This window comes from Cardiobacteriaceae bacterium TAE3-ERU3 (assembly GCA_019218315.1).
GTDB lineage: Bacteria > Pseudomonadota > Gammaproteobacteria > Cardiobacteriales > Cardiobacteriaceae > JAHUUI01.
This window is the reverse complement of the sequence record JAHUUI010000002.1, coordinates 297,904-313,275: the sequence shown is the minus strand read 5'-3', so window position 1 is coordinate 313,275 and position 15,372 is coordinate 297,904. Positions and strand designations below refer to the sequence as shown.

At 47.6% G+C, this 15,372-nt stretch carries 14 protein-coding genes; 3 read left to right on the top strand and 11 right to left on the bottom strand.

Going from position 1 to position 15,372, the window contains the following annotated elements; all coding sequences use genetic code 11:
• Positions 1-8: 8 nt before the first annotated feature.
• From carB to carA, 3 genes are read right to left on the bottom strand one after another with little or no spacing between them, the layout of a single operon-like run.
• Positions 9-3,212: a carbamoyl-phosphate synthase large subunit gene (carB, locus tag KRX19_04845; GenBank protein ID MBV7434350.1), complete on the bottom strand. Its 3,204-nt coding sequence runs from the start codon at positions 3,210-3,212 to the stop codon at positions 9-11.
• 50 nt (positions 3,213-3,262) lie between these two features.
• Positions 3,263-3,904 carry a leucine efflux protein LeuE gene (gene leuE / locus KRX19_04840; protein MBV7434349.1) on the bottom strand — a complete coding sequence of 214 codons (642 nt, stop codon included), beginning with the start codon at positions 3,902-3,904 and terminating at the stop codon, positions 3,263-3,265.
• 7 nt (positions 3,905-3,911) lie between these two features.
• The gene (carA, locus tag KRX19_04835) at positions 3,912-5,045 is read right to left on the bottom strand and encodes a glutamine-hydrolyzing carbamoyl-phosphate synthase small subunit (GenBank protein ID MBV7434348.1); all 1,134 of its coding nucleotides are present in this window, start codon (positions 5,043-5,045) and stop codon (positions 3,912-3,914) included.
• A 235-nt stretch (positions 5,046-5,280) separates the two neighbouring features.
• On the opposite strand from carA, the gene nhaC reads away from it, so the two are divergent.
• Entirely contained in the window at positions 5,281-6,801 is a 1,521-nt protein-coding gene (gene nhaC, locus KRX19_04830) for a Na+/H+ antiporter NhaC (GenBank protein MBV7434347.1), read from the top strand.
• On the top strand, positions 6,794-7,252 hold the full coding sequence (locus tag KRX19_04825) for a universal stress protein (GenBank protein MBV7434346.1): 459 nt from the start codon (positions 6,794-6,796) through the stop codon (positions 7,250-7,252). Before nhaC ends, KRX19_04825 begins: the two co-directional genes overlap by 8 nt.
• 44 nt (positions 7,253-7,296) lie before the next feature.
• On the opposite strand, the gene KRX19_04820 is transcribed toward KRX19_04825, so the two are convergent.
• The 8 genes from KRX19_04820 to KRX19_04785 form a co-directional block, all read right to left on the bottom strand.
• Positions 7,297-7,632: a GlpM family protein gene (locus tag KRX19_04820; protein MBV7434345.1), complete on the bottom strand. Its 336-nt coding sequence runs from the start codon at positions 7,630-7,632 to the stop codon at positions 7,297-7,299.
• A gap of 163 nt (positions 7,633-7,795) precedes the next feature.
• A complete protein-coding gene (locus KRX19_04815) occupies positions 7,796-8,467 on the bottom strand; it encodes an energy-coupling factor ABC transporter permease (GenBank protein MBV7434344.1) in 672 nt (223 codons plus the stop codon).
• 19 nt (positions 8,468-8,486) lie between these two features.
• On the bottom strand, positions 8,487-8,642 hold the full coding sequence (locus tag KRX19_04810; protein ID MBV7434343.1) for a hypothetical protein: 156 nt from the start codon (positions 8,640-8,642) through the stop codon (positions 8,487-8,489).
• Positions 8,643-8,736: 94 nt separating this feature from the next.
• The gene (locus KRX19_04805; GenBank protein ID MBV7434342.1) at positions 8,737-9,231 is read right to left on the bottom strand and encodes a YbhB/YbcL family Raf kinase inhibitor-like protein; all 495 of its coding nucleotides are present in this window, start codon (positions 9,229-9,231) and stop codon (positions 8,737-8,739) included.
• A gap of 12 nt (positions 9,232-9,243) precedes the next feature.
• A complete protein-coding gene (locus KRX19_04800) occupies positions 9,244-9,987 on the bottom strand; it encodes an amino acid ABC transporter ATP-binding protein (protein MBV7434341.1) in 744 nt (247 codons plus the stop codon).
• A complete protein-coding gene (locus tag KRX19_04795) occupies positions 9,984-11,087 on the bottom strand; it encodes an amino acid ABC transporter permease (GenBank protein MBV7434340.1) in 1,104 nt (367 codons plus the stop codon). Before KRX19_04795 ends, KRX19_04800 begins: the two co-directional genes overlap by 4 nt.
• Entirely contained in the window at positions 11,084-12,253 is a 1,170-nt protein-coding gene (locus tag KRX19_04790) for an ABC transporter permease subunit (GenBank protein ID MBV7434339.1), read from the bottom strand. The genes KRX19_04795 and KRX19_04790 overlap by 4 nt, the downstream gene beginning before the upstream one ends.
• 105 nt (positions 12,254-12,358) lie before the next feature.
• Complete coding sequence (locus KRX19_04785) at positions 12,359-13,282, bottom strand: DegV family protein (protein MBV7434338.1); 924 nt, start codon at positions 13,280-13,282, stop codon at positions 12,359-12,361.
• 524 nt (positions 13,283-13,806) lie between these two features.
• Here KRX19_04785 and KRX19_04780 point away from each other — a divergent pair.
• Positions 13,807-15,348 carry a class I SAM-dependent methyltransferase gene (locus KRX19_04780; protein ID MBV7434337.1) on the top strand — a complete coding sequence of 514 codons (1,542 nt, stop codon included), beginning with the start codon at positions 13,807-13,809 and terminating at the stop codon, positions 15,346-15,348.
• Positions 15,349-15,372 lie beyond the last annotated feature (24 nt).

Genomic DNA, 15,372 nt, shown 5'->3' with positions numbered 1-15,372 from the left:
AACGATGCTTAGCTATCTGCTAAGGATTGAAGGCTGCGGACTTTTTCTTCTTTATCGTCGTAGGCAAGGGCATGTGCAGTGGCAATACCGCCTGCAATAGTGGTCATGTAGAACACTTTGTGCATCAATGCTTGGCGGCGAATCGAGAACGAGTCAGCAATGGACTGTTTGCCCGCAGTGGTGTTGATGATCATGTCAATTTCGCCATTAATGATGTGATCGACGATGTGTGGCCGCCCTTCAGCAACTTTATTGACACGCTCGCAGTTAATACCGGCTGATTGTAATGTAGCTGCTGTGCCAGCAGTAGCGACTATGCTATAGCCAGCATTGATCAATGCACGACACATATCAATGGCTTTGCCTTTGTCTTCGTCCTTGACTGAGACAAATACACGGCTACCCGCTTGTGGCAGTTTTTCACCCGCGCCACGGATGGCTTTGTGGAAGGCTTCGGCAAAGGTCTCACCCAAGCCCATAACTTCACCGGTTGATTTCATTTCAGGGCCGAGAATTGGGTCGACGTTCTGGAACTTGGCGAATGGGAATACCGCCTCTTTAACTGCGAATAGCTCAGGAACGATGTCACCTGCAATACCTTGCTCAGCGAGGCTGAAACCAGCCATACAGCGTGCGGCAATTTTTGCCAGCGGACGACCGGTCGCTTTCGAGACAAATGGCACGGTACGCGACGCACGTGGGTTGACCTCCAGGATGTAGATGGTTTCGCCTTTGACCGCAAATTGTGCATTCATCAAGCCAACCACGCCGAGTGCTTTCGCCATCGCGCGTGCCTGTTCGGCAATCTGGTCAGTGATGTTGCGGCTCAGGCGATATGGTGGCAATGAACAGGCTGAGTCGCCTGAATGCACACCAGCTTCTTCAATATGCTCCATGATGCCGCCGATGATGACTTGTTCGCCGTCGCAAATTACGTCGATATCGACTTCAATTGCATCGTTGAGGAAGCGGTCGAGCAAGATGGGCGCATCAGGTGAGACGATGACTGCTTCGTCCATATAAGTAGCGAGGTCGGTATCGTTGTAAACAATATCCATGGCACGGCCACCAAGCACATACGACGGACGCACGACTAGCGGATAACCGATTTCAGCGGCTTTTTGCAACGCTGCTTCGGTGGTGCTGGCGATGCGGTTTGGCGGTTGCAGCAAGTCGAGCTCGTTGAGCAATGCCTGGAAGCGCTCGCGGTCTTCGGCACGGTCGATGGCATCAGGTGGCGTGCCGATGATTTTCACGCCTTCGGCTTCGAGGGCACGCGCGAGTTTGAGTGGAGTTTGTCCGCCATACTGCACAATCACGCCATCAGGCTGTTCGATGCGTACAATTTCGAGCACATCTTCAAGGGTCAGTGGCTCGAAATAGAGGCGGTCAGCGGTATCAAAGTCGGTAGAAACCGTTTCGGGGTTGCAGTTGACCATGATAGTTTCAATATCGTTTTCTTTCAGCGCCAGTGCGGCGTGGACGCAGCAGTAGTCAAATTCAATGCCTTGACCAATGCGGTTAGGACCACCGCCAAGAATCATCACTTTGCGTTTGTCGGTCGGCTCGGCTTCACAGTACGGCTCATAAGTGGAATAGAGATAGGCTGTAGCGCTGGCAAATTCGGCGGCACAAGAATCGACGCGCTTGTATACCGCATGAATGTCGTGGCGTTCACGCAGGGCGCGTACCTCGCTTTCCTTGCAGCCACAGCACTTGGCAATAAATGCGTCGCTAAAGCCGGCGCGTTTGTATGCGAGCAGGGCTGATGGATTGTCGAGTACATTCAGACCTTGTTCGCGCAATGGCTGTTCCATATCAACCAACTCGGCAATTTGTGCGAGGAACCACGGGTCGATTGCGCTGGCTTGGTAAGCTTGCTCAATACTCCAGCCTTGGCGCAAGGCTTCAGCGACATAGAAAATGCGCGATGGCGTTGGTGTTGTGACCGCTTCGGCGAGGTTTTCGACTGCTTTGGGCTGGTCAAGTCCAGTGTAGCCGTTTTCCAGTCCGCGCAGTGCTTTGTTCAGAGACTCTTTGAAGGTACGGCCAATAGCCATCACTTCGCCGACCGAGCGCATTTGCGTGTTGAGGTTCTGATTACTTTGCTTGAATTTGACGAAGTCAAAGCGTGGAATTTTGGTCACAACATAGTCAATGCTTGGCTCAAATGATGCAGGAGTCACGCCGCCGGTGATGTCGTTTTTCAGTTCATCGAGGGTGTAACCGACCGCGAGACGGGCTGCGACCGAGGCAATCGGGAAGCCGGTCGCTTTTGAAGCCAGCGCAGATGAGCGCGACACACGCGGGTTCATCTCGATAACAATCACGCGCCCATCTTTGGGATTGATGGAAAATTGCACGTTTGAACCGCCGGTTTCAACGCCAATTTTGCGTAGAATCGCAATAGACGCGTCGCGCAGGTTTTGGTATTCCTTATCGGTCAGGGTTTGCGCAGGAGCAACGGTGATCGAGTCACCAGTGTGTACGCCCATCGGGTCAAAGTTTTCGATTGCGCAGACAATAATCGCGTTGTCCGCCTTGTCGCGCACCACTTCCATTTCAAATTCTTTCCAACCGAGCAGCGATTCTTCGAGTAGTACTTCGTTGGTCGGTGATAAATCCAGCCCGTGTGCGGTAATTTCTTCAAATTCGTCGCGGTTGTAAGCAATGCCGCCGCCTGAACCGCCAAGGGTATATGACGGACGAATAATGACCGGAAAGCCGAGCTCTGCCTGTGCTTCTCGCGCTTCTTCCATCGAGTGGACGGCAAATGATTTGGCACTGCCGAGGCCGATTTCATCCATCGCTTTTTTGAACAGGTCGCGGTCTTCAGCGGTTTCAATTGCTTTAATCGACGCACCAATTAGCTCAACGTTGTATTTTTCGAGAACACCGTGTTTGTCGAGATCGAGGGCGCAATTCAGTGCGGTTTGCCCGCCCATGGTCGGCAATATGGCATCAGGGCGTTCTTTGGCGATGATCTTTTCTACAGTCTGCCACTGAATAGGCTCGATATAGGTCGCGTCAGCCATTTCGGGATCGGTCATGATCGTCGCTGGATTCGAGTTGACGAGGATGACGCGGTAACCCTCATTACGCAGCGCTTTGCACGCCTGTGCGCCGGAATAGTCGAATTCACACGCTTGCCCGATGATGATCGGGCCTGCGCCAATGATGAGAATGGATTTTAGGTCGGTACGTTTTGGCATGATGATATCCGGTCAATAATGGTTGAATACAAAAAATCTTGGGTTGCTGGTCATGTTTGCAGGTTCGTTTGCCATAGCCGCACAGCAAAACCGATGAACAATACGCCAATCGCAGCTATAGTTGCTGCGCCTGCTCGATAATGTTGGCGGAAGTGCTGCGCGAGGCGTGAACCGCCAAAAATCAAAATACTGAGGTAGGTCAGGCTACAAATTTGCAGTATGACTGCGAGAATAAGAAAGCTCAGTAGTGGGTATGGATAGTCGGGATCGACGAACTGTACGAAAAATGATAAGAAAAATAAAATCGCTTTTGGATTGGTTAGGCTCAAGGTCAAAGCTTTGCTAAATACGCGTTGTGGACGTGTGATAGGCTTGGCTTTGGTCGGCTTTTGCCCCCAAAGCTGCTTTGCTGAGAGCAAAAGTTTGAGCCCAAGAAAAGCGAGGTACAGCGCACCAGCCAAGCGCAATAGATCAAACCACTGCGGATTGGCTTTTAAAAATGTTGCTGCGCCCAAAGCTGTTGCCAGCATCAATAGCCCGTCGCCAATAAAAATTGCAGCGGCTACCCGGTAGCCGGCAGCGACGCCGTATTGACCTGCAACTGCGAGACAGAATAGAGAATTCGGCCCCGGTAGCAGGACTATGGCAATAGTACCAAGTAGGTAGGTGACAGGGTCAATGATGCCAAACATATCCGTGTTATTGCTGCGCGTTCATCGCATCAATAAAGCGTCCGAACAGTAACTCGGCATCACGTGGGCCGGGGCTTGCTTCAGGATGGCCTTGGAATGCAAAGATCGGTGCATCAGTATAGGCAAGCCCTTGTAATGTGCCATCGAACAGTGAACGGTGGGTAGCTTTAACGTTGGCTGGTAATGATGCTTCGTCAACGGCAAAGCCGTGGTTCTGCGAGGTAATCATTACAGCACCGGTTTCCAGATCCTGCACGGGATGGTTGGCACCGTGGTGGCCATGCTTCATTTTCACCGTCTTGCCGCCGCAAGCGAGGCCGAGCAACTGATGCCCGAGGCAAATGCCAAATAGCGGGATTTTGCGCTCGATAAATACACGGATGGCTTCAATTACATCAGTCAGTGGCTCAGGATCTCCCGGTCCATTGGACAGAAAAATGCCATCCGGGTTGAGTGCAAGCGCTTCTTCTGCACTGGTATTGGCTGGAACGAGTGTGACTTTGCAGCCGTGCTCGGCGAGTAGGCGCAGGATATTGGTTTTGATACCGAAGTCGTAAGCGACAACGTGGAATTTTGGGCTTTGCAATTGGCCGTAAGTGTTGCTGTCGAGTGACCAGATGGTTTCACCGCGCCAGTCTTGCTTGGTATCAATGGTGACTTTTTGTGCGAGGTCGAGACCTGTCATGGACGGTTGCGCTTGGGCCGCGGCAATTGCGGCTTGTTCGTCAATATTGTCGCCAGTCATCAGGCAGGCATTTTGCGCACCGTGGGTACGCAGGTGACGAGTTAATTCACGGGTATCAATATCGCAAATACCGACAATATTGTGCTCTGTGAGGTAGTCTGGTAAAGATTGCTCGCTGCGCCATGAACTGTAGAGCAGTGGCACATCACGTACAACGAGACCGGCGGCATGTATTTGGTCGGATTCGACATCAAGTTGGTTAACGCCAGTATTGCCGATGTGTGGATAAGTGAGGGTAACAATTTGCCCATTGTAAGATGGGTCTGTAAGAATTTCTTGATAGCCAGTCATCGCGGTATTAAATACCAACTCGCCGCAGCACTGACCGTCTGCGCCGATGGATCTGCCATAAAATACGCGGCCATCTGCCAACGCCAATATTGCTGCTTTGCGCACTTTTTTCTCCGATTAGCTAGTCAAACCCATCTATTATAGCGTTTGAGCATCGTTTAGACCAGAAAATAGCCATGCTATTTTTAAGATAATAGCGGTTATTTACTTTAAGCATTGTTTGTTAATTCCTGTATTGTCATCTATAATTCAAATCGCGATTGTGTATTAATTTAGGGTAATGATGCTCTGCTTTGCTGCCAAGCGCTGATAAAAGATATAAATAAAAGGACTCATTCTTATGAAAGATATAGAGAAAGATATAGAAGTCGGCAGCGAAAATACTATCCGACCGTCAATTATTATTTCATTGATTCCAATTGTATTTCTGATTGTTATGATGACGTTTAACGTCATCGTTTTTGGGGACAATGCAACATATGGTCCGAATCAGTTTGCACTGATCTTGTCGGCAGTTATTGCCGGGATTATCGGGGTGTTTAAACTCGGCGTGCACTACAGCAAAATTGAACTATCAGCAATTGATTCTATCGGTATGTCGTTGCAGGCGATGCTGATTTTGTTGGTCGTAGGTGCATTAATTTCGAGCTGGATTATGTCAGGCGTTGTACCACTGTTGATCTACTATGGCTTGATGGTGATTAATCCGACAATTTTTCTCTTTGCCGCTTGTGTGATTAGCTGTGTGGTTTCTCTGGCGACTGGCAGCAGCTGGTCAACGGCTGGGACTATTGGTGTGGCTTTGATTGCAATTGGCGATACACTTGGCATACCGCTGGGCATGGCAGCTGGCGCAGTAATTTCCGGTGCTTATTTCGGGGACAAAATGTCGCCACTTTCTGAAACGACTAACCTTGCACCAGCTATGGTTGGCACAGATTTGTTTACCCATATTCGCCACATGGTGTATAGCTCGGGTCCGGCAATTGTTCTTGCTTTGCTGATGTTCTTGGTGCTGGGTTTCTTTTACCGCGGCGACGCGCTGGACAACAACCAGATTGATACGGTGATGGAGTTGATCCGCACCAACTTTAATACGACGCCTTTGTTGTTGATTGTGCCCGTTTTGACCATTGTCTTGGTTGCACGCAAGATTCCACCGCTGCCATCGCTATTGTTCGGTGTGGTTCTTGGGGTGGTGTTTGCGTTTGTCTTCCAGCAAGACTTACTTGCCCACTTAACTGACAATGGAAGCATGAGTAAAGTTTATGAGTTTGTGATGACCTCTCTTGCTGATGGCTTTGTGATCGAAACGGGTAATCAGGTGATTGATGATTTGTTCAGCCGTGGCGGCATGGCTGGGATGCTCAATACAATTTGGCTGATTTTCTGCGCCATGGTGTTTGGTGGGACGCTTGAAGCAACTGGTATGCTGCAACGCCTTGCAGATGCCATTTTAAGCTTGGTTCACAGTACAGGTACATTGGTTGGGGCTACGGTGGCGACTTGTTTGTTCACCAATGTTACCGCTTCAGATCAGTATATTTCGATTGTTGTTCCAGCGCGGATGTTCAAGGCTGCGTACGCAAAAGCGAGATTGATGCCGAAGAACCTTTCTCGTGCCGTTGAAGATTCCGGCACGGTGACTTCAGTATTAGTGCCATGGAATACCTGTGGTGCATTTTTCGCCGGTGTACTGGGTGTGCCAACTTTGGCTTATGCACCATTCGCATTCTTTAATATTCTTAGCCCGATTGTGTCGATATTCCTCGGTGCTACTGGCTGGACGATGGAAAAAATGAAGGAAGAAGCACAGATTAAGGCGCAAGCCGCCAAAGTAGGAGAGCAAAATCATGCCTAATTCATCCCATATGGGCAAGACGATTATTTTATTACCGGTGGACTTATCTGATCCGGTGCGTGAAGAGCGCTCGGTTCAAGAAGCGATACGCCAAGCCGAAGCCTTTAATGGCGAAATACATTTAATTGCCGTTGTGCCTGAATTTTCGGGTTATTTGTTTAAATCATTGTACGATGATAGTGTTGGGAAGCAGGCTGAGGTGTGTGTTCGAGATCGGCTAGAGACGTTCTGCGCAGATTATATGCCTCAATCTGTGCCACATACCCTACATATAGGCCATGGCACAGTGTATAAAGCAATTTTGGATACAGCTGAGCGGATTGCGGCAGACTTGATTGTGATGTCGGCGAGTAGGCCAGAACTTGCTGATTATTTGCTCGGTCCGAATACAGCAAAGGTTGTGCGCCATTCGCGGCGTTCGGTGCTGGTGGTGCGCAATGAGTTTTGCTAAGGGCAAATGATCAATCTGGAAAAAGCGCCAGTATGGCGCTTTTTTTATACGTATCGCTGCCACAAGTAGATCAAGATTGCAGCAAATATGCACCAAATCAAGGATGATGCGAATAAATTGATCCATAGAGGCAGGCGCGTGGTGAAGCAATAAACGCTGATCAGGTAGGCGGCGTAAGGCACCAAAGCACAAAGGCCAAAGAGAGCTGTAGCCTGTAAGTCACTTGGGCTGCGCTGGCTGCCGACCAAATAATGGCTGATTAGTGCAAAAGTCGGAAATAGCGGTACTAGCCCGGCGAGATAAAACAAACGACTCTGACTGAATAACTGAATTACAACTACGGCTGCGGCGCCGAGTAGTGCTTTGAGAAAAAGTGCCACGTTTTTTCCTTAACTATTATAGCCAACCCTGATTGCGCAGGAAGGGAAGTAGTGTATCAGTAAATTAAGTAAGCATACCCTTTAGAGAAGTAGATTATGTGGTCTTAATTGATTTTAGATTGAGTAACACTAAGGCGGTAATCACAACATATCAGAATCTGCATCAAGGATGCTTTCCAAAATAGCTGTCAGGATTAAACGCACTGATTAAGCGAGGGTGAAAGGCTACCATTGAACTGATAAAGACACCATTAATGAAGCCTTCGGGGTAAATAGCGATTAATGTAAAGCGTAGATATTTTTCCCATAGCAACGTCCAATCATAGACACCAAGTACGTGGAGCAAAAATGCCGAAGTTGCCAGTGCGGCAGCAAGTGATAATGCGCCTCCAAAAAAGCCGGCACCAATGGTGAATACAAAAGGATTGTGCGGTAACAAGCGTTGTAAAAGGCGGCAAAACCAGAAGCTTATAGCAACAGGGATGATTACTTGACATAACCCATTGATGCCGAGAGCAATGATGGCTTCATAGCCGGTTAGGACCAAAAGGCATTGGCTGATGGCGCCGGCCAGCAATGCAAGTCGCCAGCCCATCATTAAGGTTGCTGCGGTCAAGCCAATTAGATGAATACCAAGACCGGGCTTGACGCCTGTACGCATCATTGCCAATAAGCTAAGGCCGATACAGGTGGCAAAAAAGATATGTACGGTAAATGGATATTCGCGCACGATATGCCAGCGCACGGTAAATGCCGCGTAAATGGTTAGTGCCAGCCATAATAGGCCAATTATGGCGAGTATCGTATTGCTGGCAAGTGCTGGATCAAAATTCATCAATGGTTGCCGATAGTCGTTACCTGAGGTTCGAGAGGTGTGTGCAAATAGTATTCGATTTCTTCGGGGTGTTAATGCCTATGGCATGTAAGCCTTCCTCCATTTTGTTGCCAACATTGTTGGGTAAGCCGGTCAGTTTGCTGGTGAGGTCGTGATTGGCTTTTTCAGGTTTCATGGTGGCTCCAGTTGAAGATGAGGATTTTGCACAGTGTAAACAATTTGGGCCACCAGATGGCAGCCCATTTAAAACGACCAACTGCAAGGCACTATTAACAGCTGTAATGAGCTGTCAATGTTGCTTTGGCAAGGGTGTTACCCAGAACGTTGAATCCGGCAAAAGCGGTTGTGGCGTTTTCTGGAAGGTCAAGCTGCTCTACGCTCAGTGCATAGACGGTAAAAATATAGCGATGCGGCTTATCACCTTCTGGTGGAAATGCGCCGACAAAACCTTTTTGTGCGATATCGTTGTTCATCGAACGGGCGCCAGAAGGGAGTTGTGGCTGATCAGGATTGCCTGCGCCGACAGGTAGAGAAGTGGTATTCGCAGGTAAGTTAATGACGTACCAGTGCCAGAAGCCTGAACCAGTAGGAGCATCAGGGTCGTAACACGATATAGCAAAGCTCTTGGTGCCTTCTGGGGCATTATGCCAATGCAATTCTGGTGAAGTATTGTCACCTTTGTAACCCCAGTCGTTAAAGACGTGGGTGTTAGGTAAGGTTTCACCTTCTTTAATGGTTGGGCTGGTGAGGGTAAATTTGCTCATGGTTTGTCCTCTCTATTGATGCAGCAGTTGACTCAGAAATGCTTGCGCACGAGGGTGCTGCGGGTTGGTGAAGAAAGTTTCGGGATCAGCAGTTTCCATGATCTCGCCTTTGTCCATGAATATAATACGATCAGCAACAGTGCGAGCAAAGCCCATTTCGTGGGTAACGCAGAGCATGGTGATGTCGCTGTGCTCTGCGAGCTCGACCATGACATCAAGTACTTCTTTGATCATTTCCGGATCCAGCGCTGATGTGGGTTCGTCAAATAGCAATATATCGCAGTCCATACATAGTGCGCGGGCAATGGCGACGCGTTGTTGCTGTCCACCGGAGAGCTGACCGGGGTATTTTTCAGCTTGCTCACCTATACCGACCCGTTCCAGAATTTGTCGTGCTTTTGCTTCAGTATCTCGCTTAGGCTGTTTGTTGACCCATTGTGGGCCGAGGGTAAGGTTGTCGAGTACAGTTAGATGCGGAAAGAGATTGAATTGCTGGAAAACCATACCAACTTTACGGCGTAAGTTACGGGTTTGCTTCGCCGATCCATCAAGTACTTCGCCATCGACGCTAATGCTGCCTTCTTGCCATGTCTCAAGTAGGTTGATACAGCGAATCAGGGTCGACTTGCCCGAGCCAGATGGCCCGGCAATGACGACTCGCTCACCGCGTGCAACGTCAAGATTGATGTCTTTGAGGGCGTGGAAGTCGCCGTACCACTTATTGAGGTGTTCTATGTGTATGACGGGTTCGCTCATCGCGTACGCTCCGGTGCAAAATAGCGTTCTAATTTATAGCTGGTTTGGCTCATGCTGTAACAGAGCAAGAAGTAAATAATACCGGTGAAGACGTAACCTTCAATGCTATAGCCGAGCCAATCAGGGTCTTGTGAGGCTGAATGGACGATGCCGAGGAAGTCGTATAGCCCGATGATGGAGACTAGCGTGGTGTCTTTAAGCAGGCCGACGTAGGTATTGGTGATTGCCGGGATCACAGCACGCAAGGCTTGTGGCAGAATGATCAGGCGCATTTTTGTGAAATAACTTAGGCCAATGCTGTCGGCCGCTTCGTATTGACCACGATCAACTGCCGCCAGCCCTCCACGCACAACTTCAGCCATATAGGCTGAGGCAAATAATGCTACACCAATCAGTGCGCGTAATAACGCATCGACTGTCGTGCCCGGAGGAAGGAATAAAGGCAGCATGACTGAAGCCATAAATAGTACCGTAATCAGCGGTACGCCACGCCAAAACTCAATAAAAATAGTACATGCACCATAAATAATTGGCAGGCGTGAGCGGCGACCAAGTGCAAGTAAGATACCGAGCGGTAAGGAGAAAAGAATACCGGCCGAAGAGACGACCAGAGTCAGCATCATCCCGCCCCATAGTTTGGTCGGCACAGTGCTTAAGCCAAACACTCCGCCTTTGAGTAGTGTCCAGGAAATAATTGGCATCAAAAACAGCGTGGCAAGAATGGCATAAAAACGCGCTGCACCACGCAAAAAATAGATCGTCAGAACTGTAATTGGGAGTAGCCCGAGAAAGACGAGATTTACGCGCCAGCGTTCGCCATTGGGGTAGTAGCCATAAATAAATTGCTCCCAGCGGTTGGCAATGAATACCCAGCATGCGCCGCCTGACGTGCAGGCACTACGGTCGTCGCCGATGAAATCGGCGTTGAGAATTATCCAGTTAAGGAGCGGGGGTAGCAGTCGGTAAATTATATACAGCGAAATGATGGTCAGAGCTGTGTTGAGTGGGGATGAAAACAGGTTTTGTCTCAGCCATGCAATGATGCCTCGCTGAGTGAGTGGTGGTGTTCGGTCGGGTAGATACTCGAATTTTACGCTCATCGGGTCACCAACTGGATACGGCGGTTATACAAATTCATGAACAGCGCAATGGTTAAACTGATGAACAGATAAACAGCCATGGTCATGGTGATGATTTCAATGGCACGGCCAGTTTGATTAAGTGCTGTGCCGGTGAATACCGATACAAGGTCGGGATAAGCAATTGCGGTTGCTAGTGAAGAGTTCTTGACGATGTTCAAATATTGGTTGGTTAGCGGTGGGATGATGACGCGCAGTGCTTGCGGCAAGATTACCAGCTGCATGGCGCGGGCGTTGCCAAGGCCAATTGATGCAGCAGCTTCATATTGCCCTTTAGCGACTGATTGAATACCGCCACGTACGTATTCTGCAATATAAGCAGCGCTGTATAAAGTTAATGCCAGCCATAGTGCAGCAAGCTCAGGTAAAATCAAGAAACCACCGCGGTAGTTGAAGCCTTTAAGCTCTGGTCGGACGAAATCATCGGCACCTGCAAAACCAAACCATAAGGCGAATGGCGTGATCAGTAGCAGAACAATCCAAGGCCATACCAATGTTGTTTTACCAGTGCGAATTTGCTTACGCCGTGCGTAGCGGATCAATAAAATGGCTGTGATCATTGCCGCAGTCAAAATGAGTAGGCAGAGCTGGGTTAGAGTGCTGTCCGTAGGCTTCGCGGCATAAAGGCCACGATTGGTTAGCGCCAGCAAGCAGCCTGCACCATCCTGACAGCCCCAGATAGCCTCACTGGTTCGTGGTGGGGGGAGGGCAGGCAGAATGGCGAAGTACCAGAAAAACAACTGGAGCAACAGCGGTACGTTGCGAAATGCTTCGACGAATACAGCGGCAATTTTGCGCAGTAGCCAATTTGGCGAAATACGCATCACACCAGCAACTACGCCAATAATAGTTGCAGTAATGACGGTTAATCCGGATACCAATAACGTATTGAGTAAGCCGACCCAGAAGACGCGGAGATAAGAATCGCGGGCTGAGTAATCAATCAGCGATTGGCTGACGGGAAAGTTTGCCGGATCATCAAGAAAACCGAAGCTGATACCTTGGCCAAGGCGTGCAAGGTTACCGGAGACGTTGTGGTAAATCCATGCACCAAACAGCACAATGGTTGTCGCGACGACAATTTGTGCCAGCTGAAAGCGCAGTGGAATACGGTCAATGTGCCGCATGAACTAGAATCTATCGTTATTAATAAGCATCGGCATATTAAAGCATGGCTATTAGGCTAAGCACAATGCCAATGAGGATCGTGCTTATAGCAAAATGGAATGTAGTTATACCGCTTCGGCTAAAGACCGCTGCTCTGCGCGATAGAGTTGGCTTAGGCACTCTGGCAGTGCATATACACGTACTGCGAGAAAATCAATGCCGAACAGACTGGCGACTACAGGCGTGATAGGGAGTACAGAAATATGTTCACCACCCAATTTTTCTTCCATGGTTTCAGCAAACCAACGACTTGCCGGATGATTGACTGGGCAAATAACGTAGCCATTGTATGGGCAGTTGCCAATATACTTCTTAATCTGATCGACAAAGCCATCGAGCAGTGCTTCATAACTATTAAAACTGGCTATTTTTTCTGGTGTACGGAGAGATGGGACTTTGACGAGAGGATGACGTCCAGAAAGGGATGGGAAGAAAGATTTCTTGAACTCAGAGGTGAATATATTGTCCGGGACGCTATCAAGCTCAAAGGTTGTACACAGTAAAATGCTGTTTTGTTCTATCTCTTTCAGCTTATTGATTACGTAAGAGCTGGTTTTACCTTGCTTGAATAGTTCATCTGCTTTTAGTGCCAAAAGCCCACAGCCAAATCCAAGCGTTTCAGAAGAGTAGAAGTTGAATTTAGCTCTTTGTTCAGGTGTTAGTAGTTCAAGAGCTTGGTTGAAGTTGTCTTTAGAGCTTTTATGTTCGGAAGCGACAATGAAATATTCTTCGTAATTTTGCTCAAGTAGCTCAAGCAAGTCTGTATAGATCATCTGTGCTGTAGGTGGGGTAAAGTGAACTTTTGCGTCAGGATGCTTTTCAATTTCGGCCCGTAGCTGCATGGGGCATATTTCTTCGACATCGGTTGCTACTTTATTGAGTCTCTGACCGTTGATTGACACTGTGCCGAAGATAACATGTACATCATGTTCGTACTCACAATAGTTGAGCCCTGCAGATGATGTTGTAATTATAATGTGTTTGTTCATGGTATGTCGCTGAGTGTGGTGTGAATGTCAGATGGAAAAGTGATATTGAAAGTTACTAAAATCTGGCGAACGGGAAAGCATAGTGAATGTTTACAGATTTGCAATATTTGCAGTTTTTTATTAATTAATTATGTTTTTATATCAATGAACTAATGGTTATTAATTATATGTAACACTCTAAATAGCCAAAACGAAGCATTTGTTATATATAGGTATTGTTGGTGAATTTGTGTATTTTTAGTGAAGTTATGAGTATTGAGAAGTTTTTTGGAAAATTAGTGCGTATGTTTGACTCCTGATGGAGAAGGTTCTGAGCTGTATTTGGAGGAAGATAAATACTGGGTATTCAGTATCTGTCGTTTTGCTTCTATAGCTGGCTTCATCTTTAAAAATATAAGTAGTCGTAGGTATAAATACCAGTTCAGTTATGAATATATTGGTTTATTTGTTTTACTTTTGTATCCTGTGCGGCTAAATAGTATGTGCATTATTTTATGAATAGATTTGGGTTTTAAGGAATCGACATGTCACAGAGCATTCAGGCAACACGGATCTTGCCACAAGCACATCCCGATCATTTACGAGCGTTGGTGAGCTTGTTTGGCTTTGCTGCGGCTCCTGTGGAAACGGCTCGCATACTGGATTTGGGTTGTGGGGATGGTAGTCATTTATTGGCGCTCGCGACGTATTTACCCGATGCACGCTTAGTGGGTATAGATAAAGATGCTATAGCGATTGAGTGTGCGCAACAGATAGCAAAGGCCGCTGGCTTTACTAATTTGCGCTTTATGTGTGGTGATATTGAAGCGCTGAGTTTAAAGGCCGGTGTATTTGACTACGTGATTTGTCATGATGTATTCAGCCATGTAAATCAAAATATTCGCCACATCATCTTGAAGCAGATTGCGCATGTGTTAACCCCAACTGGTGTGGCATTAGTTAGCTATGATGCCTATCCGGGCTGGAAAAAGATCGAGTGGTGGCGAGACTGTATTTTGGCTTATCTCGCTAAGGCTGAAAGTGCGACTATTAATGAAATTGCAGAGTATATTGCGTTTACATTAATGAATTTGCCGGAACATCTCGCGTGGAGTGCTGCACTACGAGAAGTCGGTGAAGAGATACTTAGTTGTGATCCAGCGCAATCAATTATAAAAATGATGAATAATGATCACAGCGCATTCACACTGCCAGATTTTATACAGTTGGCTGAGCAACATCATTTGGTCTATGCGGGGGATGTGCGCTATCAGGATATTCTTAATCCTCCTTTACAAGAGTATGATCGAATAAAAATGCTTAACCATTTTTCGGGTAATCCTATCTCACGCCAGTATTACTTCGATTATCTGTATGATCAGTCTCAGCATCAAACTCTGTTAATCAAACGCCAGCAAACAGCTTTAATTGATCCTGGGTATGGTATAACACTAGATACTTTACTCAAATTGTACATTCAGGGGAATTTTCAGCCTCCAGTGTATGGTGGCAAAAATTGGCGATCACATACTAATAAAAGTGTAGAAATTGCTGATACGCCGTACATTCGTCCAATTTTCGAGCGACTTAATCAGGTTGGTAATGGTACGGTTCAAGTACTAGAGTTACTTCAATTACTGCCACAGGAGCAGCATGAATCTGCCGTGCGTATCATTGTTGATCTAATCAGTACACGTGCAGTAAATATTCGTGCTTCGCAGCTTTGCATCAGCTCACAGAGCAGAGAAATGCCGAAACTACGCCCACGTTTGCGTAGATTAATTAAAGCAACGATGCAAAATGAGCATGTGAATGCTTTGGCAAGTCCGTGGCTTAGACCATTAGAACTTGATGATGCCATGGCATGGCTAACGACGAAAATGACTGGGCAGTACAGCATTGATGTCTTGGCTAAAAGCCTTGCCAAAGCTTGCAGTATGGGAAAATTCAGTGACGCAACTCTTGCGGCAATTGCTGGAGAGAGTAGTTCTGCACCTGATTGGCAGGCTATAGCGCAGGTCAAAACAGAAAAATTAGTGAATTGGCTGGCATCACAAGGACTCCTAGAGCCAGAAAGTAGTGTGTAGCCTCATATACACTGTTGTATTTGA

What these genes read in the sequence shown, in the direction of transcription:
- KRX19_04805 (MBV7434342.1), bottom strand. Translation starts at nt 9,231, where the DNA reads ATGAGCAAATTTACCCTCACCAGCCCAACCATTAAAGAAGGTGAAACC.
- KRX19_04825 (MBV7434346.1), top strand. Translation starts at nt 6,794, where the DNA reads ATGCCTAATTCATCCCATATGGGCAAGACGATTATTTTATTACCGGTG.
- nhaC (MBV7434347.1), top strand. Translation starts at nt 5,281, where the DNA reads ATGAAAGATATAGAGAAAGATATAGAAGTCGGCAGCGAAAATACTATC.
- KRX19_04795 (MBV7434340.1), bottom strand. Translation starts at nt 11,087, where the DNA reads ATGAGCGTAAAATTCGAGTATCTACCCGACCGAACACCACCACTCACT.
- KRX19_04800 (MBV7434341.1), bottom strand. Translation starts at nt 9,987, where the DNA reads ATGAGCGAACCCGTCATACACATAGAACACCTCAATAAGTGGTACGGC.
- KRX19_04780 (MBV7434337.1), top strand. Translation starts at nt 13,807, where the DNA reads ATGTCACAGAGCATTCAGGCAACACGGATCTTGCCACAAGCACATCCC.
- carB (MBV7434350.1), bottom strand. Translation starts at nt 3,212, where the DNA reads ATGCCAAAACGTACCGACCTAAAATCCATTCTCATCATTGGCGCAGGC.
- KRX19_04790 (MBV7434339.1), bottom strand. Translation starts at nt 12,253, where the DNA reads ATGCGGCACATTGACCGTATTCCACTGCGCTTTCAGCTGGCACAAATT.
- leuE (MBV7434349.1), bottom strand. Translation starts at nt 3,904, where the DNA reads ATGTTTGGCATCATTGACCCTGTCACCTACCTACTTGGTACTATTGCC.
- KRX19_04810 (MBV7434343.1), bottom strand. Translation starts at nt 8,642, where the DNA reads ATGAAACCTGAAAAAGCCAATCACGACCTCACCAGCAAACTGACCGGC.
- KRX19_04815 (MBV7434344.1), bottom strand. Translation starts at nt 8,467, where the DNA reads ATGAATTTTGATCCAGCACTTGCCAGCAATACGATACTCGCCATAATT.
- KRX19_04785 (MBV7434338.1), bottom strand. Translation starts at nt 13,282, where the DNA reads ATGAACAAACACATTATAATTACAACATCATCTGCAGGGCTCAACTAT.